The sequence below is a fragment of the Paraburkholderia sp. RAU6.4a genome (genome assembly GCF_050435625.1).
Lineage (GTDB): Bacteria > Pseudomonadota > Gammaproteobacteria > Burkholderiales > Burkholderiaceae > Paraburkholderia > Paraburkholderia tuberum.
This window is the reverse complement of the sequence record NZ_JBNDKQ010000003.1, coordinates 419,254-442,588: the sequence shown is the minus strand read 5'-3', so window position 1 is coordinate 442,588 and position 23,335 is coordinate 419,254. Positions and strand designations below refer to the sequence as shown.

The window sequence follows — 23,335 nt, the reverse complement described above, 5'->3', positions numbered from 1 at the left end:
GACGCCGTCGGTCAGTGCGCGAGGACCGACCCCGCGATCCGGTCGGCCAATTCGCCGAGAACGCGGCTCAACGCGGCCGCCTGCGCGAGCGCACCGTGTCCATCGATTGCGGAGTCGAGCGTCACCTGCTGCCGCAGCGGCGCCTGATCCGAGTGCCCGGCCAGCAGCGTCCACTCCGCTTGCAGCGTCAGCGTGCCGCTCTCGTCGGCCGTGGCATTCAGCACGGTGACGACCAGCCTGCGCGTGCCGGGCGGCGCGGGTGCATCCGGAACGACGAACGATCCGGCGGGCAGCCGCGTGAGCAAGTCCTGTGCAAGCGTTTTGCGCATCATCAGAGCGAGCGGTGCGCCCCACAGGTCGCTATCGTCGATCGTCAGCCGGTTCTGCGAAGCCAGCGTGACGACTTCGAGCCGATCGAGCACCGCGGGAATATGCACGGCGGTCAGTTGAATCGGTGGGATCGGCGCCGTGGCGGGCGGCGCGTCGGCGGGCATCGGGTTCAACGTCACATAGCGTGTCGGTATGCTGTGTCCGCATCCGGCGAGCGTCATCGCCACGACGGTTACGACAAACGCCGCCGTCCTGGCGCTCGTCGCGAGCAATGCCGCGACGGCGCGTCCGACGGGGAACGTGGACCTCGTCATCATTGAGCCTCCTGCTGCCTGCCATGGATCAGCGCCTCCGGATGGCGGTCGAGATAGTCGGCCAGTGCCCGAATCGAGCGTGCGGTGTCGGTCAGCTCCTGCATGGCGGCAGGCAGGTCGTTCTGGCTCGACGCGTCGCCGCCTAGCGTCCGGTTCGCCGCGGCAACGGTGCGATCGGCCGCGTTCGCCGTCTCGCGCAATTGCGCGACGAGCGGACCGATCTGTGGCGAGACCTGCTGCAACGTGTGATCGATCTGCGCGACCGAGTGGTCGATGTGCGTCAGGCTGTCCTTGATCTGAGGCGAGGAACTGAGGGCGTTGATATGCGCGGCGATACTGCGGACCTGTTCGCCGGTTTGCCGGATCGGAAGATCGTCGATTTTCTGGATCACCTCGTTGGCCTTGGCCATCGTCGTGTCGAGATTCGCGGCGGCGACACTCGGAATGACGGGCAGGCCGTCCTCGCTGGCGAGCGTCGCCACCGGCGCGCCTTGCACGAAGTCGAGGTTGATCTTGTCCGCGCCGACGAGCGGCGGATCTTGCGACAACCGCGCGCGCAAGCCTGTGGCGACGAGGCGGGTGAGCATGCCATCGACGAGCGGGCGCCAGTCCCCGTTGGCCGGTGGCGGCGCGCCGACGATGCCAAGCTGCGACGGGTTCAGCGCGATCTGCACCGGGGTGCTCAGCGCGCCCGTGCGTGCGTCGTAGTTCAGGCGCACGCTGGTGACGGTGCCCACGTCGAAACCGCGCAATTGCACATCGGCACCACTCTTCAGGTCGCCGACCGCACCGTCGAAGCGCACCAGATAGGTGACGACCGGGCCGTGCCCCGGCGCGAGCGCGGGGCGGCGATCGACTCCGTCGAAACGCGATGCCGGTTCGCCGGGCCCGGGCTCCATCACGATCTCGGGGCCGGACAGCACTGCCTTGATCGACGCTGGATCGTTGAGATCCACGTGGGCGCCGCGCAGGAAAAACCTGGTCTCGCTGCGCAGATACTTTTTTTCGGCGCGATCTATCTTGAGTTCGGCTTTCACGTGTTGGCCATCGGGCGCGAGCGTAATCTCCGAGACGGCGCCGACCTTCACGCCGCGCAGCGTGACAATCGTGTCGTCGGGCTTCATGCCGTACGCGTTGTCGAAGGTTACCGTGACCGTCTCGCCATGATTCATCAACGCGCGAACGCCGAGCCATCCGGCCATCGCGAAGGCTGCGACCGGCACCGCCCAGATCCAGCCGGGCCACGCGCTGCGCCGCACCTGGGCCTGCGAACGACGGGGACGCGTGCCGCTCATCGCTTGCTCCGCGGGTGGACGTCCCACATCAGGCGCGGGTCGAATGCGCGCGAAGCGGCCATCGTCAGAAACACGACCAGCGCGAACGCGGTGGCGCCAATGGCGGGTCGCGCCGCGGCGATGCCGTCGAACCGGACCAGCGGCACGAACGCCGCGATCGTGAACACGTCGACGTACGACCATCGGCCGAGTTCGTCGATCAGGCGGTACAGATGCGCCTTGACCCGCAGATGCCGGCGCGAACGGCGCCGAACGGAGACGACGAACCATGCCATGCCGAGAATCTTCGCCACCGGAATGACGATGCTCGTACAGATGATCAGAATGCCGAGCGGCCACAGGCCAGCGTGAAACAGTTGGTAGACGCCGTCGATGATCCGGGTTGAGTGGGTCCGCCCGAGTTGCATCGAAGTGGTCATCGGAAAGAAGTTGGCCGGGATCGTCAGAACGAGCGCGGCGAGCGACAGCGCAGCCGCGCGCACGTCGGCGTCGGTTTTGCGAGCGCGCAACGTCAGTGCGCAGCGAGGGCAGGGGCGCCCCTCCTGCGACATCGGCACGACCAGATCGCAAACCGTGCAGGACAGCGGCGCTTCATGTTCCGGCAACTCGTTTTCCGCGGCGATCGCGCGCCACACGGTTCTCCGGTCGAGCGACGCGCGCGTGAGCATCGACAGCAGCGCCGCGGCGATGAAGCAGTAGCCGCCGGGGGCGATCGTGCCGGTCAGATTCTGCGTCACGCGCGCGTAACCGACGAAGCAGCCGACCAGATAGACATCGGGCATGGTCCAGATATCGAGCGAGGTGGTCCAGCGAAACAGCGCGCCGATTCCTCTGGTACGCCGGCCGAGCCGCAGCGCGGCGAGGACGATCACGAGGCCGCCAAAGCGGATGAATGGCAGCACGATACCGAAGGTGCCGAGCAGTACCGCGAGAATGAACCAGCCATCGTTCCACATCTCCACGATGCCCGACGACAGCAGTGATGAGCGTTCGACGCCGAGCATGTGGACATACATCAGGGGCGCGAGGTTGGCCGGAAACAGCAATACGAAGGTCGCGCTCGCGCAGGCGAGCGCTGCGGTCTGGCTTCGGCCGCTACGCCGCTCGAGCGGAAAGTGACAGGCGCGGCAACGCGCGTAGGTATGGGCGGTGAGCGGCGGGATGTCTTCGAGCGCGCCGCATTCGGGGCAGCCGATCGTCATGCGACGTTCTCCATCGGCTGTCCGTTTTCAGGCGGGCAGCGCGTTGCGAATGAGGTTTCGCCGATCATCCCTCGACCCCCGGGCGCCGTTTGGCGCGTGCATGTACGGCAGACGCGCTGGCGCGCGCCAGCTCTTGTCCTGCACTAGCATGGCGCGTTCCCGGCCGGCCTCGGCGCGCCGGGCAGCGCGGACGGTCGGCGGCGGCGGTGTGGCGTCAGTCGGGTGAGCGGTTCCGATCCGCTTCGCTTTGCGAGCCGGGCGGCGTGCCCGGTTTGGTGTTCGGCGCCGCTGACGGAGCGGCGTCGGCAATGATCAGCAACCTCGAGGACAGCGCGTCGGGGTGGCCCGGCTTGAACCAGTTCATCTCGGGAATGCGTGAATCGGTCAGGTAGATCGTGCCGTCCGGCCCTTCCGCGAACGTATCCGGCCATCGCAGGCCGGGCTCGTGCAGCAACGTCGTCAATGTCGCGCCGTCCCATACCTTCACCGCGTGTTCTTCGACCGCGGTAATCAGCAGGCGTCCCGTCCGGTCGATGTGCAGCCCGTCGGCGGGGCGATGCTCGAGCACTTTCTCGACGCGGTTGCCGACTTCATCGGTCGCGAGCGTGGTATCGCGAAGCGCTTCGGTGGGCACGCGGTAAAGCGTTTTGCCCTTCACCGCCTGCCAGTACAGATACAGTCCATCGCGAGTGAGCGCGATGCCGTCGGCCGCCAATTCGACGCCGCGTCCATCGGGACGCCGCAATGGTGCGCCGCCAGCATGGACCGTGACGCCCGGATCCGTTTGCGTCGACGGATGCCCGTCGAGCACGCGGCGCGCTTGACCGGTGCCGAGATCGACCACCACGATCGCGCCGCGTGTTCCAGAGTCCGTGATGTAGGCGAAACGGCCGTCGGGACTGATGCGCACGTCGTTCAGATAGCTGCCCTGAGACGCGATGTCGAGCGTGAACGCAATGCAGCCGACGACGCTATCCGTCGCAAGATCGATGCGGACCAGTTTAGGGGCACCCGGCACGACGAACGCCTGGGCCGGCGCGCCGGGGTCGAGTACCCACAGGTTGTTTTGGGAATCGCACAGCATCGCCTGCACGCAGACCCAGCGATCCTGCGGGTTCAACTCGTCACGCCTGGCATTGCGCCAGCCGTTCCATCGATCGTCGGGATAAGGACGGACGTCGCCATCGGGCGTGAGTACGCCGACGGAGATCGGCGCGTCTTCTGTCCAGCGCGGGAAGTTGACGAAGATGCGTCCGTCCGCGGCGACGGCGACGCCGGTCACCTGGTGCCCGAACGACGCAATCTCGCGCAGATGCGGCAGCGAGCCGTCGTCACCGGCGCTCGATGCAGGCGCGGCGGTCAGTGGAACCCGATCGGCGGCGGTTGGCGTGGCGGTGTCTTTCATGGGCTGCCTCCGGGACAGGACGGAAATGTCCGTATTCAGTAAAGCGAATGTCGCGTGCAAAGATAAAGTGAATCGTAATCCGCGAATCTTTCGGAAGGTATTCAACGTGAATTGCGGACCGTCCTTTATGCGAATTGTTTGACTTTCGCGCGAGCAGAGAACGGTAGTGCGCGCAATAGGGAAAGCCGAGTTGTCGCGTGGCGCTTGATACGACATGGCGCGCTAAAAGGCCGCGTTGCTACTACGTCATTCAGGGCGAAAAGAATCGCGCCGCGGCGGCGTGCGGAGCCGCCGTACCAAACGGTCCATTTCGGCAACTCTGACTCTCAGGGTTTCTCCTGACTCGCCTTTGGACCCGCCGTGTCACTCGTGCGCTACACCGCTCATTTGCAAAGAAAAAATAATGCCGACGTCAAAGGAATGTGCTAGAAAATAACAATTGCACGCGCAGACAAATAGCAACGCCTGCAAGTAAAAATTTCGGCTTTCAATACTCTTAATCGGCCGCGAGGTGGATCATGAGAACAACGACGCTTTGGGGGCTCGGGGTGACGACGGTCGCTTCGGTGCTAACGCTGCAATGTTATCCAGCGTGGGCCGACGGGCCCGAAGCGGCCTATGCGTCCGACGACGAGGTGCCGGCTGGCTCGCTCAGTCCGAACGAGTACAAGGTCAATGCGGACGGCATGAAAGAAGATCCGAATGCGAAGATGTCGGACGTGGCCCGCGCGTATCGCAATGGCTATATCAATCGCGGCAAGCAGGATCAGGCCGATTACCAGGCAATGATCGACTCGCACAATCACGGTCAGCGGCAACCCGCCAGGACCGACGTCGCGCGGGTCGACGTGCCGCCGCTGCCGCCGGGCGTTCCCGAAGACGATAACTCGAAGTACACGAGCATTCCGCCGCAGCCTCAGAAGCCGCGGCCGGTCCAATACGCGCAGCGTCAGGTGCCGCAACCGCCGCCGCAACAGCAATATCAGCAGGTGTACCAGCAGCCGCAATACGCGCCGCCAATGCAATACCAGCAGGCGCCGGCCTACGCGCAGATGCAGCCGGTCTACGACAACCAGCCGGTATACGTGCGGCAGGACTATCCTCAGCCGCCCGTGCAGTACGTGCCGGTTTATCCGCAGGCGCAATACGATGAAATGCCGCAGGTCGTGGAAACGGTGGTTCAACCGGCCGCGCCTGTCGCTTATCAGGTTTATCGTCCGCCGGTCTATTGGGCGCAGCCGCGCGTGTATGCGTATCGCGCGCCGGTCTACAGCTATCGTATGTGGCGTTGAGGTATTGCGCGAGTCGTGGCGGCGTTGCGCAGCAATGGACCGCCGCGGCGAATACTCGCACGCATCGATTGATTGGCCGATAGAAAGTACTCAGCCCGCCGCATTCGTGGCGGGCTGAGTACTTTCTTTTATTCGTTTTTGCGCTAGTGACCGCTGGCACCTCTCGTGCGCACATTCAAATGGTTATTCACCTGTCTGACTCCGCGCACCGATCTCGCGACACTGCCCGCGCGTTGCACCTGAGCGCGCTGCGGTACCCAACCGGTCAGCGTCACGATACCGCGGCGCGCCTGCACGTGAATCGACGTTGAATGCAGGTTCGGTGTGCGTGCGAGCGCGCGCCGCACGTCGCGCGCGAGTTCGCTATCGGGTCTGTTGCGAGCCGGCGATGCCGCGATGGATTGGCTTTGCGCGGAAGCATCGTTCGGCATGCCGCCACTGGTTTGCGCATTCGCACAGGTCGCAGTGCCGATCGCAATCGCTGCCGCGGCAATGGCGCCAATTAGGGTGCTCGCGCTGTCTTTTCTCACAAGTCCTCCTGTACCACCTGATTGTCGCTCGCCGCGCAGCAGATCGACGTTGCGGCTATTGCGCTTGCCCGTTGCCCAATAGCGCGTCCGTCGTGACGACCGTGCAGTACTCGTGATCGAGATTGGCCAGTGACATCGCGTGAATGTCGTCGGCGCTGCGCGGCGTTCCGTGCCAGTCGGTCCGTGCAAAAGTGAAACAGCCGTCGGCCACGAGATACGTATCGAAGCCGAGGTTGCCGGCCATCCGCACCGTCGTCTCGACCGAGTTGTTGGTGATGACACCCGCCACGACCAGCGTCGTGTGGCCGGCGGCGCGCAGGCGGTCCTCGAGTCCCGTGCCGATGAACGCGTTGTTCGTGCGTTTCGCAATCACCGGTTCGTCGGGCAACGGCACGTTGGACGCCTTGAATTCGTGTCCCGCCTGACCCGGCCGATAGTGCGACCCAGGCTCCGTCGAGTCGTGCCGCACATGCCACACCGGCCAGCCTCGGCTACGCCAATGCGCGAGCAAGCGGCTCACCTGCGTCTCGGCTGCGGGATTGTTGCGCTCGCCCCAGCTCGGATGATCGATCGCGCGTTGCAGATCGATCAACAACAATACGGCGCCGGCGGAAGGAGCGGGAGAGCGCATGGGTCGAATGAGTCTGTGTAGGTGTCGATATGGTTCTGGCAGACTTTACCGTATTGCCGCCATCAATAGCCATGTATGATGGCGGGCTCGCGCACGGCAGGGCGCCCTGCGCGGGCGGCTTGCGCGGATCGCGCGCCGTCTGCCGCGCCCACCGGGCCGCAACGCATCCCTTCACGATGATCCAGAGGAAGACCGCCATGACGGCTGCAACGCAATTCGACCAGGTTTCTGTTGTCAAACGAGCCAACGTGTACTTCGACGGCAAGTGCGTGTCGCACACCGTGCTGTTCGCCGACGGCACGCGCAAGACGCTCGGCGTGATCCTGCCCGGCACGCTGAACTTCGGCACCGACGCGCCGGAGCTGATGGAAGTGCAGGCGGGCAAATGCCGCATCCGTCTCGACGGCAGCGATGAGTGGAAGACCTATGGCGCGGGCGAATCGTTCTCGGTGCCTGGCAAGAGCCGCTTCGATATCGATGTGGTCGAAACGCTGGACTACGTTTGCAGCTATCTGTAAGCGGCTTTAGGCGCGTGCAGTGGGATAAGAAAGAGCTGTTGCAAGCAGCCGGGACGGCTTGGACAATGGACCCAGGCTCTCGTTGCTCAGATGTGTTGAAGAGATAACACACAAGCATTCGCGAGTGCATGCCTGAGCCAGGTGCTCAGAATGGGCCGTCCATTACGCTTCGCTTCGACGATGAACCTTACGCTGTCTCTTTCGCCCCGATCTCCTCGATCACCTGCACGAATTGCTCGACCGGCTGGCCGCCGGTCACCAGATAGCGGCGGTTGAAAATGATCGACGGCACCGATTGAATGCCCATTTCCTGATTGTTCTTTTCCGCTTCGCGCACTTCATCGGCATACGCGCCGCTCGTCAGCACGTCGCGCGCTTCGTCGGCGTCGAGTCCTACCGACTGGGCCGCTTCGACCAGCACGTCATGATTGCCCGGATTCTTGCCGTCGGCATGATACGCGCGCAATAGCGCGAGCTTCAGCGGTAACTGGTGGCCCTTCAGGCCGGCCCAATGCAGCAGGCGGTGCGCGTCGAACGTGTTGTAGGTGCGGATGCGCGGACCGAAATCGAAGCCGACGCTCGCGCCGCGTTCGCGGATCATCGCCTGCGTTTCGGCGATCTGCTCGGCCGTGCGGCCGTATTTCTTGCCGAGATACTCGACGATGTCTTCGCCGTCCGGTCCCATCTGCGGATTCAGTTCGAATGGATGCACGACGATGCGCGCGTCGATTTTGTCCTGAAGCCGCGCGAGCGCGAGCTGCAGCGACGACAGGCCGATCGCGCACCACGGGCAGGCGATGTCGGAAACAAAATCGATGGTGAGTTGCTGTTTCATGGTTGTCCTGGCGGAATGAAGTGCGATGCGGCGGCGGCAAGTGCGGCCGCAACGATACCGACAGCGTAGCGTGAATCGTCCGTCCGTGCAGTGCGGCTGAATTTGACCGCAAGACCCGGAGTGTTTTCCCGCCACCACACTCGTACACTAAGTTCATCGAGCTACCTACTTTGATGGCGCGGGCGACGAGCCCGCGCCGCCCACTCATCGACGATGAACGCAATCGCTCCCACCCAAACGATCGACCAACGCGTCGACGCACTCGACTGGCCGCGGATCGAACACGATCTCGATCAGTACGGCTGCGCCGCCGTGCCGCAACTGTTGACGCCCCGCGAATGCGACGCGCTGAGCGCGCTCTATACACGCGACGCGCTTTATCGCAGCCGCGTCGTCATGGCGCGCCACGGCTTCGGTCGCGGCGAATACAAGTACTTTGCGTATCCGCTGCCGTCGCTCGTCGGCGGCTTGCGCGGTGCCCTTTATCCGCACCTCGTGCCGGTCGCGAACCGCTGGAACATGGCGATGGGCATCGACGTGCGCTATCCGCCGAAACATGCGGATTTCATTCGACGCTGCCATGACGCCGGCCAGGTGCGTCCGACGCCGCTGATCCTGCAATACGGCGAGGGCGATTTCAACTGCCTGCATCAGGATCTGTACGGCGAACACGTGTTCCCGCTGCAGGTTGCGGTACTGCTGTCGGAGCCGGGGCGCGACTTCACAGGCGGCGAGTTCGTGATGACCGAGCAGCGTCCGCGCATGCAGTCGCGTGCCGAAGTCGTGCCGCTCGCGAAGGGCGACGCGGTCGTGTTCACCGTGAACAGCCGGCCCGTGCAGGGTACGCGCGGGCCGTATCGCGTGAATCTGCGGCACGGCGTGAGCCGCCTGCGCTCGGGACATCGGCATACGGTCGGCATCATCTTTCATGATGCGCTGTGAGGGCCGCTGTCGGCGCAATGGCGCAACACCGCGTGCCGTGAGACGATAACGGCCACGATTCCAGCGATCTGCCGCCATTGTCGTAAGATCCGTCGCCTCGTCCCATGGAAAACCTGCTCAAGAAACTCGATCTGACTTCGCTGCGTCTGTTCGTCGCCGTTTGCCAGGAGCGCAATATCGCGCGCGCGGCGGAGCGCGAGTTCATCGCGTCGTCGGCGGTGAGCCGGCGCATCGCCGAGATCGAGGCGCTGATCGGCCTGCCGGTGATTCAACGGCAGTCGCGCGGCATTACCGTGACGCCGGTCGGCGAGACCGTGCTGCGCTACGCGCTCGCGATCATCGGCAATATCGAGCAGATGAGCGCGGAGTTGTCGCGCTTTTCGACGGGCGTCAAAGGGCGCGTGAGGGTGGTTGCGAATCTGTCGTCGATCGTGCAGTTTCTGCCTGAAGACGTGGCCGCGTTCGGCCGCGCGTTCCCGGATGTAGCGATCGAACTCGAAGAAGAAAACAGTGCGGACGTGCTGCGTATCGTCGACGAACACGGCGCGGACTTCGGCATCTGCAATCCGGTTGCTGGCAGTGAGGCGTTCGAGCAGGTGCCGTATCGCCAGGACCGGCTCGCGGTGCTCGTGCCGGGTGGGCATCGGCTCGCCAGCGCGGCGCGGGTGAACTTCGACGATCTGTTGCACGACAGCTTCGTCGGCTTGCGCAGCGAAAGCGCGCTCACGCGTTTGCTCGCGCAGCAGGCGGCGAGCGCGGGCCAGCAGCTCGACGTGCGGATGCGCGTGAGCAGTCTCGATGCGCTGTGCCGGATGGTGCATGCGGGGCTCGGCATCGCGATCGTGCCCGAGCCGGTCGGCCTGCTCTACGTGAACACGCTCGACGTGCGGCTGCTGCCGCTTGCCGATGCGTGGGCGGAGCGTCATCTGATCATCATCTTCAAGGCGCGCGAGCAGTTGAGCGCGAGCGCGGCCGCGCTGGTGTCGTTCCTCGGCAATCCGCCTTAGACGATTCCACCGCCCGCACTGCGCGCCGCGGCTCCGCCATCGAGCATTCGCGAAACGAGACGGCAGCGTTGCCGCACCGGCACTTCGGCATCCACCTTGCGCGCCGTATAGTGAGCGCAAGGAGAATGCAGTGATGAGCGATACGATTCGTTTGGACGGCCGCGTGCTGTACCTGTCGCAAGACCCGGCCGTGATCGAGGCGCAACTGGCCGGCGAAAACTTCACTCGCGACACGGCGGGGCCGTTGCGCGACAACGTGTCGACGGACGAGATCACGCCCGTCACCGTAATGCTCACCTACGACGAGCGCCTCGGCCAGTACCCGTACGTCGGCTTCAAGGCCGGCGAGGGTCTGCCGATCGGCCGCAATGCGGTGAAGGACGGCGGCTTTCGCGTGACGGTGGCCGGCAAGCGCTACGGCAAGGGCTCGTCGCGCGAATCGAGCCCGCTCGCGGAGTTGTCCGCAGGTATTCGCCTGATCGTTGCCGAGAGCTTCGAGCGTATCTATCAGCAGAACTGCGACAACATCGGCATTCTGACCACGACCGATTTTTCCGTGCTCGATCGCCTGCTTGCAGGCGAAGCGGTGCCGATCGACGAATTCCTCAAAGGCCGCGACTCGCTCACGCAGCAGATCATCCGCAGCGGCGGGCTGCTCGCGTATAGCCGGTTTGCGGAGTGGCCCGCGCCGGGCGAGCGCGCGAGCGATGCCCCGAACGAGGCGCCGGGCGCCGAGCCGAGAACGCTGGTCGAGAAGATCATCGACCGTCATCTGCATCCGGGCACCGCGAGCGCGCAGCGCGGCGACGGCGTGTTCATCGCCGCCGACTGGCGCTTCAGCCATGACTATTTCACCGGCATGTGCGCGCATCTGATGCATCGGGCGTTCGGCAAGCCCGCGCCGCTGCATGCGCCGGATCACATCATCGCGTTCCAGGATCATCTGGTGCTCGCGCCGCAGAGCATCCCTCACGTGCGCGACGGTCTGTTGCCGGGCGTCGCGAATCTGATGGAAGGCCACACGACGTTTTCGCGCGACTACCCGGTGCGCTCGCACGGTGCGCTCGATGGTGTGCCCGGCTCCGAGGGCATCTGTCATGCGTTGATGGCCGAGCAATACGCGCTGCCGGGCCAGGTAGCATGCGGTACCGATTCGCACACGCCGCACTCGGGCGCGCTCGGCTGCCTCGCATTTGGCGCGGGCGCGACCGAGATCGCCAATAGCTGGGTCACGGGCTACGTGCGCTGCAAAGTGCCGGAGACGATGCGCATCGAGATCGACGGCCAGTTGCGCGACGGCGTGACCGCGAAGGACGTCGTGCTGCATCTGCTGCGGATGGAGGCGATTCGCTCGGGCGGCGCGATCGGCCTCGTGTTCGAATACGGCGGCGCGGCGGTGCGCGCGATGTCGATCGACGAACGTGCGACGCTGACCAACATGGTCGCGGAACTCGGCGGCTTCACCGGCATCGTCGAACCGGACGAGTGCACGGTCGCGTTCCTGAAGGAGCGGCGCGGCGTCGATTTCGTGCTGGAAGGCTGGATGAAAAGCGACGCGGACGCGACCTATCGCGACACGATCCATATCGATGCGAACGCGATCGAACCGATGCTCGCGCGTCCGGGCGACCCCGGCAATGGCGTGCCGGCGCCGCGGCTCGAACAGGACGTCGCGATCGATATCGCGTACGGCGGCTCGTGCACCGCGGGCAAGCGCGAGGACTTCGATTTCTATCACGAGGTGCTGCGCTGGGGCGTCGAGCACGGCCTACGGGTGCCCGAGCGCACGCGTTTGTATCTGCAATTCGGCACGATGGCGGTGCGCGCGTATTGCGAGGAGCAGGGCTATCTGCCGGTGTTCGAGCGCGCGGGCGTGACGCTCGTGATGCCTGGCTGCGGCTCGTGCGCAAACTGCGGACCGGGACAATCGGCCAACCCGAACGACGTGACGATCAGCGCGATCAACCGCAATTTCCCCGGCCGTTCGGGACCTGGCGACGTCTGGCTCGCGAGCCCGTACACGGTCGCGGCGAGCGCGCTGGCCGGAAAAATCACCACGTTCGAACAATTGCAACGCGGGCACGGCTAGAATGCTGGCCGGACTCCGGCCGACCCATCGTGGCGCGTGCGACGCGCGACAGGACGCAAGGCCGGCATCGAACCGGCCGCGGTAAGCGATCAGCCCTGCCGTAAAAGCAGTCGCAACAGAAGGAGACAGACAACATGGCATTCCCCGATCCCGCGGGGTCCGTCGCGCGCAGCGGCGGTACCGTGGCGCATTCCACTGACGCGGCCGGCAGCGCCGAGCGCAGCACGCCCGCGCAGGTGGCGGGCCACGCATCGCTCGACGCCGGCAGCATTTCGGCGCGCCTCGACCGCTTGCCCGCCACGCGCTCCGTCTGGAAGCTGGTGGTGCTGCTGAGCCTCGGCTTCTTCTTCGAACTCTACGACCTGCTGTACTCCGGCTATATCGCGCCGGGCCTCGTGAAAAGCGGCATGTTGACCGCGACCACGCATGGCCTGTTCGGCTCGACCGGCGTCGCGAGTTTCATCGCCGCGCTGTTTGGCGGCCTGTTTATCGGCACGATCGCGTGCGGTTTCCTCGCGGATCGCTTCGGGCGGCGCGCGGTGTTCACCTGGTCGCTGCTGTGGTACACCGCGGCGAACCTCGTGATGGCGTTTCAGGAGACCGCGACGGGCCTTAATTTCTGGCGCTTCGTCGCCGGTGTCGGCATCGGCGTCGAACTGGTGACGATCGGCACGTACATCTCCGAGCTGGTGCCGAAGCAGATCCGCGGCCGCGCGTTCGCGTGCGAGCAGGCGGTCGGCTTCACGGCCGTGCCGGTGGTCGCGTTTCTATCGTTTCTGCTGGTGCCGCGCACGCTGTTCGGTCTGGACGGCTGGCGCTGGGTCGTGCTGATCGGCGCGCATGGCGCGCTATTCGTCTGGTGGATTCGCCGCGCGTTGCCGGAAAGCCCGCGCTGGCTCGCGCAGCAAGGACGTCTCGCCGAAGCCGACCGCGTGATGAACGCGCTCGAGGCGAAGGTACGTCACGAATATGGCCGCGAGTTGCCGCCGCCGGCGCCGCCGGTGCCGATCCCACCGCGCGGCAGCTTCCGCGACATGTGGGTGCCGCCGTACCGCAGCCGCACGCTGATGATGACGATCTTCAACATCTTCCAGACGGTCGGCTTCTATGGCTTCGCGAACTGGGTGCCGACGCTGCTGATCAAGCAGGGCATCACGATCACGACGAGCCTGATGTATTCGAGCGTGATCGCATTGGCCGCGCCGCTCGGTCCGATCATCGGGCTGTTTATCGGCGACCGCTTCGAGCGCAAGACGGTAATCGTCGTGATGGCCGGCGTCAATATCGTGTGCGGGTTGTGGTTCAGTCAGGTATCGGGTGCGGTGCTCCTCGTGAGCCTCGGAGTGTGCCTGACGCTGGCCGGCAACATCATTTCGTACAGTTATCACGCGTACCAGGCCGAACTGTTTCCGACCAGCATCCGGGCGCGCGCGGTCGGCTTCGTCTACTCGTGGAGCCGCTTTTCCGCGATTTTCACGGCCTTTCTGATCGCGGCCGTATTGCGCTACTTCGGCACGACCGGCGTGTTCGTGTTCATCGCGGGCGCGATGCTGATCGTGATGCTGGCGATTGGCTTGATGGGGCCGAAGACGAAAGGGCTCGAACTCGAGAAGATATCCGCATAGCGAAGGCCGGCTGTCGAGCCGGCCCGCCACCATGTGCCGCATTGGCTATGCCCTCAATGGAATGCACGGTCAGAGCGCCGGCCTTCCTGCAAAGCGGGGTCCAGGACTGCTTCAGGTGCCCACAGGACGGATCGACAGCGCGTTCCTGACCGAAGTTACGCCAGGCACCCCTTTCGCCACCTCGGTTGCCCGGTCGCTTTCTGCCTGAAGCGGTACGCTGCCCTGCAGCGTGACAGCACCATCGCGGGCGCGAACTGTGATATTGGCCGTGGAGATGTTCCTATCTTTCACCAGCGCATTTCGAACCTGACGCTGTAGCGCCCGGTTCGCTGCTTTCATTGACTTGTAATGCGATCGGGCTTCGGGCGTCGTGGTCGGGGCAGACGCAGGGGCGTTAGCGTTGCTCGCCTGCGCATAGGCGTGAATCGAACCCGAAATCAGAAGGGCGGTACCGACCAGTTTGACGGCGTGGATTGCTTTCATGCATCTTCTCCTGTCGTTGCAGATCGTTGGGGCTACAGATTCAGGGATATCAGACACACGCCCCCACAATATTTCTGAGGCGGATCAAATGGCACTATAGGACAATAAAGGGTTAGGTCAAGCAGCAATGCAAACCGGCCAATTGCGCGGACAACCGAAGAAATTACAATACTTCAAATTATGATGGCGCTCTAATTCTGTTGATAGGGTTGCAAATCAAAACCAGGGATTAGTTTTTTTCCGCCTTTAATCACGGATTACCGGTAGCGCGGAGCATGCGATACGCGAGCCGCGGCAACTCGCCCTGCCGCACCTTTGCTGTGCATAACACGCACTCCGATGAAGAGGCCGAGCCGCCGTCCATGGTGAAGTAGGCAATTCGTCCATGCTCGCAGCCGCGCGTTCGCCGCCACGATCAGAACAACTGCTTCTGCCCCGACATCAGCGTCGTGAAATCGTCGCGTAGCAACGGCAGAATCGCGTCGGCAACCGGCTGCAATTGCCGCGTCAGATAGTGCTCGTAGTCGATCGCCGAGCGCAGCGTTTCGAGCGGCTCGGGGCCGGCCACCGTCATCACGTAGCTGATCCAGCCGCCGTTCTGATATTGCAGCGGACGTCCCTGCCGGCGATTGAACTCATCGGCGACGCGTGCCGCGCGCACATGCGGTGGCACGTTGCGCTCGTAAGCGTCGATCGGTCTGCGCAACTGCTTGCGATAGACGAGCTGATCGTCGAGCCGGCCGGCGAGCGTATCGCGCACATAGTCGCGCACGTAATCCTGATACGGCTGCTGCTTGAAGATGCGCCGATACAGTTCCTGCTGAAACTGCTGCGCAAGCGGCGTCCAATCGGTGCGCACGGTTTCGAGCCCTTTGTAGACCACGTCCTCGCGGCCGTCCGGCAATACCGTAAGTCCTGCGTAGCGTTTCTTGCTGCCTTCCTCGGCACCGCGCACCGTCGGCATGAAAAAGCGCCGGTAGTGCCGCTCGAATTGCAGTTCCAACGCACTGTCGATACCGAAGCGCGCCTGCAGCTTCTGCCGCCACGCCGCGTTGATATGTTCGACGAGCGCGCGGCCGATGCGCGCGGCGTCTTCCTCGTCATGCGCGTGCCTGAGCCAGACGAAGGTCGAATCGGTGTCGCCGTAAATCACTTCGTAGCCTTGCGCCTCGATCAGCTCGCGTGTCGTGTGCATGATCTCGTGGCCGCGCATCGTGATCGACGACGCAAGCCGCGGATCGAAGAAGCGGCAGCCGGTCGAGCCTAGCACGCCATAGAACGCGTTCATGATGATCTTCAGCGCCTGCGACAGCGGCTTGTTGTGCTCGCGCTTGGCCGCTTCGCGTGCCTGCCACACCTGCGCGACGATCGACGGTAAGCAGTGACGCGTGCGTGAAAAGCGCGCGCCGAGAAAGCCCGGCACCGAGCTCGCGTCGTCGGGATGCAGCATGCCTTCGACCAGACCGAGCGGGTCGATCAGAAACGTGCGGATGATCGACGGATACAGGCTCTTGTAGTCGAGCACGAGCACCGAGTCGTAGAGCCCGGGCCGCGAATCCATCACGAAGCCGCCGGGGCTCGCGGCGCCGGCCACGTCGCCGAGATTCGGCGCGACATAGCCCTGCCGATGCATGCGCGGCATGTACAGATGCGTGAACGCCGCGACCGAGCCGCCGCTGCGATCGGCGGGCAGGCCCGTCACGGTCGCGCGTTCGAGCAGGAACGGCAGCAACTCGGTCTTCGCGAAGATACGCGTGACGAGCTCGCAGTCCTTCAGGTTGTAACGCGCGAGCGCGGGCTTGTCTTCGTCGAAGCGGCGCTGGATTTCGTCCATGCGCTGATACGGATTGTCGATCGCCTTGCCTTCGCCCAGCACCGAGCGCGACACGTATTCGAGGCTGAACGACGGGAAGCTCCACGTCGCCGAACGCAATGCCTCGATGCCGTCGATGACCCAACGACCCGCCACGCCCGCGAAAAAGTGATTGCGCGTGACGCCGTGTTCGCGCCACTCCATCACCGCGCCGCCTCGTCCGATGCGCAGCGGCACGCGATACTGCTCGGCATGTTGTTGCAGTACCTTCAGATCGAACTGCACGAGGTTCCAGCCGATGATCGCATCGGGATCGTGCCGCTCCATCCACTCGATCAGCTTTTCGAGCAGCCGTGCGCGGGTTTCGCAGTATTCGAGCTTGAAGTCGATGGCGTCGGTGACATTGCCGATGTTGCCGTTGTTGCCGATGTTGCCATTCGGCGGCCCAAGCATATACACCTGCCGCTCGCCGCAGCCTTCGAGCGCGATCGAATATAGCTCGGCATGCGCGCTCGTTTCGATGTCGAGCGACACGAGCTTCAACGGCGGACGATAGTCGTTGGACGGTTTGAGTTCGCTGTCGAGCCAGGGGCCATCGAGCCCCGAACCATTCTGCTGCGGCACGCCGCTGAACCACACCGGCGCGGTGATGAAGCGCTCCATCATGTAGCGCTCGGGCGGCTGGATATCGGCTTCGTAGACATCGACACCGCCTTCTCTGAGGCGCTTCTCGAAGCCCTTCAATTGCCGGTATTGCGCGCAGTAAAGCCCGCTGACCGGCCGATGCTGGAAGTCGCGCAATTCGAGCGAACGCAGATCGAGCGGCGCGTCGCGGCGCAGGATCGTTTCGGCGCGTTCGCGATGTTCGGCCGGAATGAAGGCGACGGACGGCTGAGGGCGCAGACGGATGTGGCGCGGCCCGCTGTGCGTGGCCAGCCAGAACTCGATTTCCGTGCCGGCGGGCGTGTCCCGCCAATGTCGGGTCAAAATGAAACCCTGCTCGAACTCAGTCAAACTTCCACCTTTAAAGCGGCGCAATCGCCTTGCGCGATTTTACCGCCGCAGGCAGGGACTGTTGAACGGGCAATGAAAAGGGCGCTTCGTACTGAAGCGCCCCAACCAGCACGGCTTTATCTCTTCAAAGCCGGTTCAGTTCGTTCCCGGTTCGCTCAAGCTTCGAGCGCCAGCGTCGCGAACGTGGCGAGCCAGTGCTCGCCCATGTAGTCGCCGGTCACATGCGGCAGCGCGCTGTGCAGATGACGCTCGGCCGCATCGAACAGCACGGTGCGACGCACGTCGCCGGCGGGCAGCGCGCGCGCGAGCGCACGCTGGCACCACGCGCGGCTCAGATTGAGGCCGTCCAGATGCGCGATCTTGCCGTCGCTGCGATCGGTCACGGTGACGGGCTCGAACAGCGTCGCCGGTTTTTTCGCGCCGAGGTCCGGCAGGAAGCGTCCGAACCAGTCGGCGAACTGCGCCGACGGCAACACACGCCGCATCAATTCCGCTTCCATCAGCGACGGCGACAGGAACTCGTCGCCGGCCGGCTCCCATGCCTGACACGCGACGTCGTCCAGATACCAGCGCTCCGCGGTGCTGACGATCAGCGCCTCGAGCGATTCGCGCGAGGTTTGCCGCGCGAAATCGAGCGTCAGCGCGAGCGCGAACGCCATGTTGAAGTGCGTGCCGACGCGCAGCGGATAGGTTGCTTTCGGCAGGAACTCCTCGAAGCGCTCGACGAACGCCTGAGTGAGCGGCGCGAACGTCTTCGCACAGCGCGCGGCTTCCGAGATTTTCATCGACTGCAACTGCGCGCCGAGCGCGAGCAGCCACGCCCAGCCATACGGCCGCTCGAAGCCGCGGTTGTGCGGCAGCTCCAGATACGCGAGTTCGCCGGCGACGTTCGCCGCGGTGAAATGCTCGTCGACCACGGCGATGATGCGCGCGGCCTCGGGCAGATCGGGGAAGCGTTCGAGCAGATGCAGGATCAGCCAGTAACCGTGCACGCACGAATGCCAGTCGTAGCTGCCGTAGAAGATCGGATGCAAGGCGCGCGGACCCTGCACGTCCTGCGGTCCTTCGAGCGAGTGCGTGAGCTTGTTCGGGTATTCGCGCGTGAGGTGGGCGAGTGCGACATTGGCGAATCTGGACGCGAATTCGCGGGTGAGCTGGGTGGTCATCGGCGGTTCCTCAGAAGCGGAATACGAACACGTACAACAGTATGCTGTTGACGATCAGCAATAGTAAAGCGGTCGGCCATTGCGCCTTGATCACGCCGTTCTGGTCCTTCAGTTCGAGCAGCGCGGCGGGGACGATGTTGAAGTTCGCCGCCATCGGCGTCATCAGCGTGCCGCAGAAACCAGATTCTTCGTTTCGACGAAGGGCGCGTACTTGAGCGTCAGCGTACCGACCAGCGTGATGAGAGCACGCGGCCGGTGGTGGCCGCATGCAGGCGCGAGATCAGATGCCGCGCCTGTTGCTTCAGACCGTTGCGTTCGAGCAGCGCGATGACCGGCAGCGTGAGCCAGATCAGGCCCATGTAGCGGTTATCCGCGAATGCCTTGCCGAACGCGCTGACGATCTCCACCGTCTGCAAGCCGCCGGCTATCCAGGTCGCGACGCCCGCGATCGTCACCACCAGCAGCGCGTTGAAGTGCAATGCGAACCCGAGCACCACGATCGGCACGCCAATCAAAACCCCCATCCGGCTCTCCTTGCTTCGTTTCCTCGACGCATGGCGACGGAATCTAACGCGAGACTTTATTGATAAATAGTCGATAAAATCTACTTATCGGGTAAACGCCGAGAAAGTGGCAGCGTGTGCGGGAAACGATCAACCCGCGGTCATACCCTCCGCCGTCAACTGCCGCAACTGCTCCAGCAGCTTGACCGCCGGGCTCGGCAGAATCCCCTGGCGCCGCCGGAACGCGGTCAACGTGCGCCGCCCGACCACGCCTGGGACGCCGAGCGTATCGAACACGCCGGCCTTGCTTTCGGTCACGTACATCGTCGACGCCATCCAGCTCAGAAAGCCCGAACGCGCGACCAGGCTCTTCAGCGCCGTGACCGAGCGCGTTTCGACGACGACGTTCGGCAGTCCCAGCCCGCGCTCGGCAAACACACTCTGCATGTGCTCGAACGGGCCGGTGCCGCGTGGCGGAATCGCCCAGCGTTGGCCCAGCGTGTCGGCGAGCGTGAGGTCAGGCTTGCGCCGCAGCGGATGATCGAGCGCGGCGACCACGTAGCTCGCGTCTTCCCAGCGGCAATCGGCGATCGCGGTGATCTCGTCGGTATCGGGCACGGCCATGCTGAGCGCGAGATCGATCTGACGTTTGACGAGCGCATCGGCGAGCCGGTCCCACACGCCCTCGATGATCTCCACGCGCAGGTTCGGCCACTTCGTCAACACGCCGCTCACCGCGAGCGGCAGCACGAGGCTCGCGATGCTGCCGACCGCGCCGACGCGGATCGTGCCGCGCGCGAGGCCGCGCATCGCGTCGATTTCCTCGCGCGCCTGTTCGGCTTCGCGTTGCAACTGGATCGCGTGCGGCAGCAGCGCCTCGCCGACCGCGGTCAGATGCATGCCGCGCGAATGCCGCTCGAACAGCGGCGCGCCGACCTGTTCCTCGAGACGGCGGATGGTCCGGCTCAAGGCCGGCTGTGTGATGTGCAGGGCTTCGGCGGCGCGTCCGAGGCTGCCGCTCTCGACGATCACCGCGAACGCCTGCAGTTGTTGCAGGTTGTAAGTCATGCCGAAAGGTAATGCCTTTTTGCGAATTGGGCAATTTTCGGCTACCCCGGCGGCCGTGATAATGGCCATTCGATTTTCCGCGCTCACCTGACAGGAGACTTCGCATGACAAGCAGCGCGCCGCAGCAGAATCAGGCACACGCAAAAGAACAGAGCAGGCGGTGGACCGTACGCGACGCGGTCATCGACTTCGCGCGCCGCGTCGGCATGACGACGATCTTCGCGAACCCGGGCTCGACCGAACTGCCGATGTTCCGCGATTTCCCCGCGGATTTCCGCTACGTGCTCGGTCTTCAGGAAGCAGTCGTGGTCGGCATGGCCGACGGCTACGCGCAGACCACCGGCAACGCGGCGTTCGTGAACCTGCATTCGGCGGCGGGCGTCGGCAATGCGATGGGCAATATCTTCACGGCGTTTCGCAACCGCACGCCGCTCGTCGTCACCGCGGGTCAGCAGGCCCGCTCGATCCTGCCGTTCGAACCGTTCCTCGCCGCGACCCAGGCCACCGAATTGCCGAAGCCCTACGTGAAGTGGAGCATCGAGCCGGCTCGCGCGCAGGATGTGCCGCTCGCGATCGCGCGTGCGTACGCGATCGCGATGCAGGAGCCGCGCGGCCCGGTGTTCGTGTCGATTCCCGCCGACGACTGGGATCAGCCTGCCGAGCGCGTGGCCGACCGTGAGGTCGCGCACATCATGCGTCCCGATCCGGCGATGCTCGAACGCATCGGCACGGTGCTCGACGCGTGCGAGCGGCCCGCGTTCGTGGTCGGTGGCGCGGTCGATCGCGCGGATGCGGCGGCTGAAGTCGTGCGCCTCGCGGAGCGGCATGCCGCGCGCGTCTACGTCGCGCCGATGACAGGACGTTGCAGCTTCCCCGAAACGCACCGGCTGTTCGCGGGCTTTTTGCCGGCGCTGCGTGAGCGCATCGTCGAGTTGCTCGGCGCGCACGACGCGATCTTCGTGATCGGCGCGCCAGCGTTCACGTATCACGTCGAAGGCAGTGGTCCGCATGTGCCCCCGGGCTCGCGGCTGTGTCAGTTGATCGACGATCCGGGCATTGCCGCATGGACGCCGCAGGGCATCGCCGCGGTCGGCAACGTGCGGCTCGGCGTGCAGGATCTGCTCGCGCGCGCCGCGCCCAAAGCGCGCGAGTTGCCCGCGCCGCGCGCGGTGGCGCCGCGAGCGCTGCCGCCCGCGCGGGGCGAGCGGATGTCGGTCGCGTTCGCGTTGCAGACACTCGCCGAAGTGCGCGATCCCGATGGCATCGTCGTCGAGGAAGCGCCGAGCTCGCGGCCCATCATGCAGACCTATCTGCCCATCGCGCGCGCCGGCACGTTCCTGACGATGGACAGCGGCGGCCTCGGCTACGGCATGCCGGCGGCGCTCGGCGTTGCGCTTGCGCGGCCGGGCGAGCGCGTGATCGCGCTGATCGGCGACGGTTCAAGCATGTACTCGATTCAGGCGATCTGGAGCGCGGTGCAGATGCAGCTGCCGATCACATTCGTGATCCTGAACAACACGCGCTACGCGGCGCTGCAGGATTTCGCGCCGGTGTTCGGTTTCGCGCCTGGCGAGACCGTGCAGGGCACGGACCTGCCGGGCCTCGACTTCGTGACGATCGCGGCGGGCATGGGTTGCCCTGGCGCGCGCGTCAGCGAGGCGGCTGAACTTGCCGACGTGTTGCGTCGCGCGCTGACCGAAGGTGACGTGAAAAGCGGTCCCACGCTCGTCGAAGCGATCGTCGCGTAACGGCGCTTCCCATTCACGAAAAGGAGAGAGACCTACGATGAAAAACGTATCGATGCTGATCGGCGGCGAGCAGACACAGGCGCGCAACGGCGCGAGCTTCGAGCGCCGCAGTCCGCTCGACGGCGAAGTCGCGACGCGCGCGCCGGCCGCGACCGTCGAAGATGCCGTGGCCGCCGCCGATGCCGCCGCGGCCGCATTTCCGGTGTGGTCCGCGCTCGGACCGAGCGAGCGCCGCGCGCTGCTGACGAAGGCCGCGCACGCGCTCGAAGCGAAGGCCGACGCCTTCGCGGCCGCGATGGCCGCCGAGACCGGCGCGTCGGGCATCTGGGCCGGCTTCAACGTGCATCTCGCGGCGGCCGGGCTGATCGAGGCCGCCGCGCTGACCACGCAGATCGCCGGCGAACTGATCCCATCCGACGTCCCCGGCAGTCTCGCGATGGGCGTGCGCCAGCCCGTGGGCGTCGTGCTCGGCATCGCGCCGTGGAACGCGCCGGTGATACTCGCGGTGCGCGCGATCGCGCTGCCGCTCGCGTGCGGCAACACGGTCGTGCTGAAGGGCTCGGAGATCTGCCCGGCCACGCACGGTCTCATCATCGAGGCGATGCAGGAGGCGGGTCTGCCACGCGGCACCGTGAACTTCGTGACCAATGCGCCGGCCGACGCCGCGCGCATCGTCGACGCGATGATCGGACACCCGGCCGTGCGTCGCGTGAACTTCACGGGCTCGACGCGCGTGGGCCGCCTGATCGCCGAAACGTGCGCGCGCAATCTGAAGCCCTGCGTGCTCGAACTAGGCGGCAAGGCGCCGCTCGTCGTGCTCGACGACGCCGACATCGGCGCCGCGGTCGATGCGGCCGTGTTCGGCGCGTTCGCGAATTCCGGGCAGATCTGCATGTCGACCGAGCGGATCATCGTCGACGATAGCATCGCCGATGCGTTCGTCGAGCGGCTCGCCGCGCGCTCGCGCGCGCTGCCACTCGGCGATCCGCGCAAGGCGCCGGTCGTGCTCGGCTCGGTAGTCGACATGAGCACGGTCGAGCGCTGCAACGCGCTGATCGACGACGCGCTCGCCAAAGGCGCGACGCTCGTGTGCGGCGGCAAGAGCGAAACCACGCTGATGCCCGCGACGCTGCTCGATCGCGTGACGCCGGACATGCGCATCTATCACGACGAATCGTTCGGGCCGGTCAAACCGATCGTGCGCGTGCGTGGCGAGGAAGCCGCAATCGCGTGTGCGAACGACAACGAATACGGCCTGTCGGCGGCGGTGTTCAGCCGCGACACGGCGCGCGCGCTGAACGTCGCTAAACGCATCGAGTCGGGGATTTGTCACGTGAACGGCCCGACCGTGCACGACGAAGCGCAGATGCCGTTCGGCGGCGTGAAGGCGAGTGGCTTCGGCCGCTTCGGCGGCAAGGCGGGGATCGCGGAATTCACCGATCTGCGCTGGGTCACGCTGCAAACGACGCCGCGTCACTATCCGTTCTGATGAGGAGCGTCGCGATGGGCTCGCTGTTCGGCGGCC

General features: G+C 65.0%; 19 protein-coding genes and 2 pseudogenes. 8 read left to right on the top strand and 13 right to left on the bottom strand.

From position 1 onward, the window contains the following. Nucleotides 1–11: 11 nt before the first annotated feature. From OKW40_RS26495 to OKW40_RS26480, 4 genes are all read right to left on the bottom strand, one after another. A complete protein-coding gene (locus tag OKW40_RS26495) occupies nt 12–647 on the bottom strand; it encodes a PqiC family protein (RefSeq protein ID WP_429492488.1) in 636 nt (211 codons plus the stop codon). Next, entirely contained in the window at nt 644–1,939 is a 1,296-nt protein-coding gene (locus OKW40_RS26490) for an MlaD family protein (RefSeq protein WP_429492486.1), read from the bottom strand. The genes OKW40_RS26495 and OKW40_RS26490 overlap by 4 nt, the downstream gene beginning before the upstream one ends. Beyond that, entirely contained in the window at nt 1,936–3,141 is a 1,206-nt protein-coding gene (locus tag OKW40_RS26485) for a paraquat-inducible protein A (RefSeq protein WP_429492484.1), read from the bottom strand. Before OKW40_RS26485 ends, OKW40_RS26490 begins: the two co-directional genes overlap by 4 nt. Nucleotides 3,142–3,355: 214 nt before the next feature. Further along, the gene (locus OKW40_RS26480) at nt 3,356–4,546 is read right to left on the bottom strand and encodes an L-dopachrome tautomerase-related protein (protein ID WP_429492483.1); all 1,191 of its coding nucleotides are present in this window, start codon (nt 4,544–4,546) and stop codon (nt 3,356–3,358) included. 518 nt (nt 4,547–5,064) lie between these two features. On the opposite strand from OKW40_RS26480, the gene OKW40_RS26475 reads away from it, so the two are divergent. After that, the gene (locus OKW40_RS26475) at nt 5,065–5,838 is read left to right on the top strand and encodes a hypothetical protein (RefSeq protein ID WP_429492482.1); all 774 of its coding nucleotides are present in this window, start codon (nt 5,065–5,067) and stop codon (nt 5,836–5,838) included. Nucleotides 5,839–5,981: 143 nt separating this feature from the next. Here the strand turns inward: OKW40_RS26475 and OKW40_RS26470 are convergent, their stop codons facing one another. Both OKW40_RS26470 and OKW40_RS26465 read right to left on the bottom strand, forming a co-directional pair. Further along, a complete protein-coding gene (locus OKW40_RS26470) occupies nt 5,982–6,368 on the bottom strand; it encodes a BON domain-containing protein (protein ID WP_090806852.1) in 387 nt (128 codons plus the stop codon). Between the two features lie 55 nt (nt 6,369–6,423). Continuing rightward, nucleotides 6,424–6,999, bottom strand: coding sequence for a cysteine hydrolase family protein (locus OKW40_RS26465; RefSeq protein ID WP_429492480.1), 576 nt, complete (start codon nt 6,997–6,999; stop codon nt 6,424–6,426). 197 nt (nt 7,000–7,196) lie between these two features. Here OKW40_RS26465 and OKW40_RS26460 point away from each other — a divergent pair, with 197 nt between their 5' ends. After that, nucleotides 7,197–7,517 (top strand): pyrimidine/purine nucleoside phosphorylase, encoded by a 321-nt coding sequence (locus OKW40_RS26460; protein WP_008917257.1) that lies wholly within the window; start codon nt 7,197–7,199, stop codon nt 7,515–7,517. A gap of 187 nt (nt 7,518–7,704) precedes the next feature. On the opposite strand, the gene OKW40_RS26455 is transcribed toward OKW40_RS26460, so the two are convergent. After that, nucleotides 7,705–8,352: a DsbA family oxidoreductase gene (locus OKW40_RS26455; RefSeq protein ID WP_429353295.1), complete on the bottom strand. Its 648-nt coding sequence runs from the start codon at nt 8,350–8,352 to the stop codon at nt 7,705–7,707. Between the two features lie 213 nt (nt 8,353–8,565). Between OKW40_RS26455 and OKW40_RS26450 the strand changes: the two genes are divergently transcribed. The 4 genes from OKW40_RS26450 to OKW40_RS26435 all read left to right on the top strand — a co-directional run bounded on the left by OKW40_RS26450 (nt 8,566) and on the right by OKW40_RS26435 (nt 14,015). After that, on the top strand, nt 8,566–9,294 hold the full coding sequence (locus OKW40_RS26450) for a 2OG-Fe(II) oxygenase (RefSeq protein ID WP_184064427.1): 729 nt from the start codon (nt 8,566–8,568) through the stop codon (nt 9,292–9,294). A gap of 104 nt (nt 9,295–9,398) precedes the next feature. Beyond that, complete coding sequence (locus OKW40_RS26445; protein WP_184064430.1) at nt 9,399–10,301, top strand: LysR family transcriptional regulator; 903 nt, start codon at nt 9,399–9,401, stop codon at nt 10,299–10,301. Nucleotides 10,302–10,434: 133 nt separating this feature from the next. Further along, nucleotides 10,435–12,390, top strand: a complete 1,956-nt coding sequence (locus OKW40_RS26440; RefSeq protein ID WP_429492477.1) for an aconitase family protein — start codon at nt 10,435–10,437, stop codon at nt 12,388–12,390. A gap of 134 nt (nt 12,391–12,524) precedes the next feature. Next, the gene (locus tag OKW40_RS26435; RefSeq protein WP_429492475.1) at nt 12,525–14,015 is read left to right on the top strand and encodes an MFS transporter; all 1,491 of its coding nucleotides are present in this window, start codon (nt 12,525–12,527) and stop codon (nt 14,013–14,015) included. A 111-nt stretch (nt 14,016–14,126) separates the two neighbouring features. Here the strand turns inward: OKW40_RS26435 and OKW40_RS26430 are convergent, their stop codons facing one another. The 6 genes and pseudogenes from OKW40_RS26430 to OKW40_RS26405 all read right to left on the bottom strand — a co-directional run bounded on the left by OKW40_RS26430 (nt 14,127) and on the right by OKW40_RS26405 (nt 20,062). Further along, nucleotides 14,127–14,498: a BON domain-containing protein gene (locus OKW40_RS26430; RefSeq protein ID WP_184064654.1), complete on the bottom strand. Its 372-nt coding sequence runs from the start codon at nt 14,496–14,498 to the stop codon at nt 14,127–14,129. Between the two features lie 415 nt (nt 14,499–14,913). Then, nucleotides 14,914–17,325 (bottom strand): DNA polymerase II, encoded by a 2,412-nt coding sequence (locus OKW40_RS26425; protein WP_429492473.1) that lies wholly within the window; start codon nt 17,323–17,325, stop codon nt 14,914–14,916. Nucleotides 17,326–17,480: 155 nt separating this feature from the next. After that, entirely contained in the window at nt 17,481–18,491 is a 1,011-nt protein-coding gene (locus OKW40_RS26420) for a DUF2891 domain-containing protein (RefSeq protein ID WP_429492471.1), read from the bottom strand. A gap of 10 nt (nt 18,492–18,501) precedes the next feature. Further along, nucleotides 18,502–18,675, bottom strand: a pseudogene (locus OKW40_RS26415) (5-oxoproline transporter, DUF979 family subunit); the annotation flags it as partial. Nucleotides 18,676–18,733: 58 nt separating this feature from the next. Then, nucleotides 18,734–19,015, bottom strand: a pseudogene (locus OKW40_RS26410) (5-oxoproline transporter, DUF969 family subunit); the annotation flags it as partial. 129 nt (nt 19,016–19,144) lie between these two features. Beyond that, nucleotides 19,145–20,062, bottom strand: a complete 918-nt coding sequence (locus tag OKW40_RS26405) for a LysR family transcriptional regulator (protein WP_429353302.1) — start codon at nt 20,060–20,062, stop codon at nt 19,145–19,147. A gap of 104 nt (nt 20,063–20,166) precedes the next feature. Here OKW40_RS26405 and mdlC point away from each other — a divergent pair, with 104 nt between their 5' ends. Together mdlC and OKW40_RS26395 are read left to right on the top strand one after the other, a co-directional pair. Next, on the top strand, nt 20,167–21,810 hold the full coding sequence (gene mdlC, locus OKW40_RS26400; protein WP_429492469.1) for a benzoylformate decarboxylase: 1,644 nt from the start codon (nt 20,167–20,169) through the stop codon (nt 21,808–21,810). Nucleotides 21,811–21,847: 37 nt separating this feature from the next. Next, nucleotides 21,848–23,299, top strand: a complete 1,452-nt coding sequence (locus tag OKW40_RS26395) for an aldehyde dehydrogenase (protein ID WP_429492467.1) — start codon at nt 21,848–21,850, stop codon at nt 23,297–23,299. Nucleotides 23,300–23,335 lie beyond the last annotated feature (36 nt).

Coding starts and splice junctions, on each gene's coding strand:
- OKW40_RS26455 (WP_429353295.1), bottom strand. CDS start 8,352: ATGAAACAGCAACTCACCATCGATTTTGTTTCCGACATCGCCTGCCCG.
- OKW40_RS26405 (WP_429353302.1), bottom strand. CDS start 20,062: ATGACTTACAACCTGCAACAACTGCAGGCGTTCGCGGTGATCGTCGAG.
- OKW40_RS26490 (WP_429492486.1), bottom strand. CDS start 1,939: ATGAGCGGCACGCGTCCCCGTCGTTCGCAGGCCCAGGTGCGGCGCAGC.
- OKW40_RS26440 (WP_429492477.1), top strand. CDS start 10,435: ATGAGCGATACGATTCGTTTGGACGGCCGCGTGCTGTACCTGTCGCAA.
- OKW40_RS26450 (WP_184064427.1), top strand. CDS start 8,566: ATGAACGCAATCGCTCCCACCCAAACGATCGACCAACGCGTCGACGCA.
- OKW40_RS26485 (WP_429492484.1), bottom strand. CDS start 3,141: ATGACGATCGGCTGCCCCGAATGCGGCGCGCTCGAAGACATCCCGCCG.
- OKW40_RS26395 (WP_429492467.1), top strand. CDS start 21,848: ATGAAAAACGTATCGATGCTGATCGGCGGCGAGCAGACACAGGCGCGC.
- OKW40_RS26445 (WP_184064430.1), top strand. CDS start 9,399: ATGGAAAACCTGCTCAAGAAACTCGATCTGACTTCGCTGCGTCTGTTC.
- mdlC (WP_429492469.1), top strand. CDS start 20,167: ATGACAAGCAGCGCGCCGCAGCAGAATCAGGCACACGCAAAAGAACAG.
- OKW40_RS26430 (WP_184064654.1), bottom strand. CDS start 14,498: ATGAAAGCAATCCACGCCGTCAAACTGGTCGGTACCGCCCTTCTGATT.
- OKW40_RS26495 (WP_429492488.1), bottom strand. CDS start 647: ATGATGACGAGGTCCACGTTCCCCGTCGGACGCGCCGTCGCGGCATTG.
- OKW40_RS26435 (WP_429492475.1), top strand. CDS start 12,525: ATGGCATTCCCCGATCCCGCGGGGTCCGTCGCGCGCAGCGGCGGTACC.
- OKW40_RS26475 (WP_429492482.1), top strand. CDS start 5,065: ATGAGAACAACGACGCTTTGGGGGCTCGGGGTGACGACGGTCGCTTCG.
- OKW40_RS26465 (WP_429492480.1), bottom strand. CDS start 6,999: ATGCGCTCTCCCGCTCCTTCCGCCGGCGCCGTATTGTTGTTGATCGAT.
- OKW40_RS26460 (WP_008917257.1), top strand. CDS start 7,197: ATGACGGCTGCAACGCAATTCGACCAGGTTTCTGTTGTCAAACGAGCC.
- OKW40_RS26480 (WP_429492483.1), bottom strand. CDS start 4,546: ATGAAAGACACCGCCACGCCAACCGCCGCCGATCGGGTTCCACTGACC.
- OKW40_RS26420 (WP_429492471.1), bottom strand. CDS start 18,491: ATGACCACCCAGCTCACCCGCGAATTCGCGTCCAGATTCGCCAATGTC.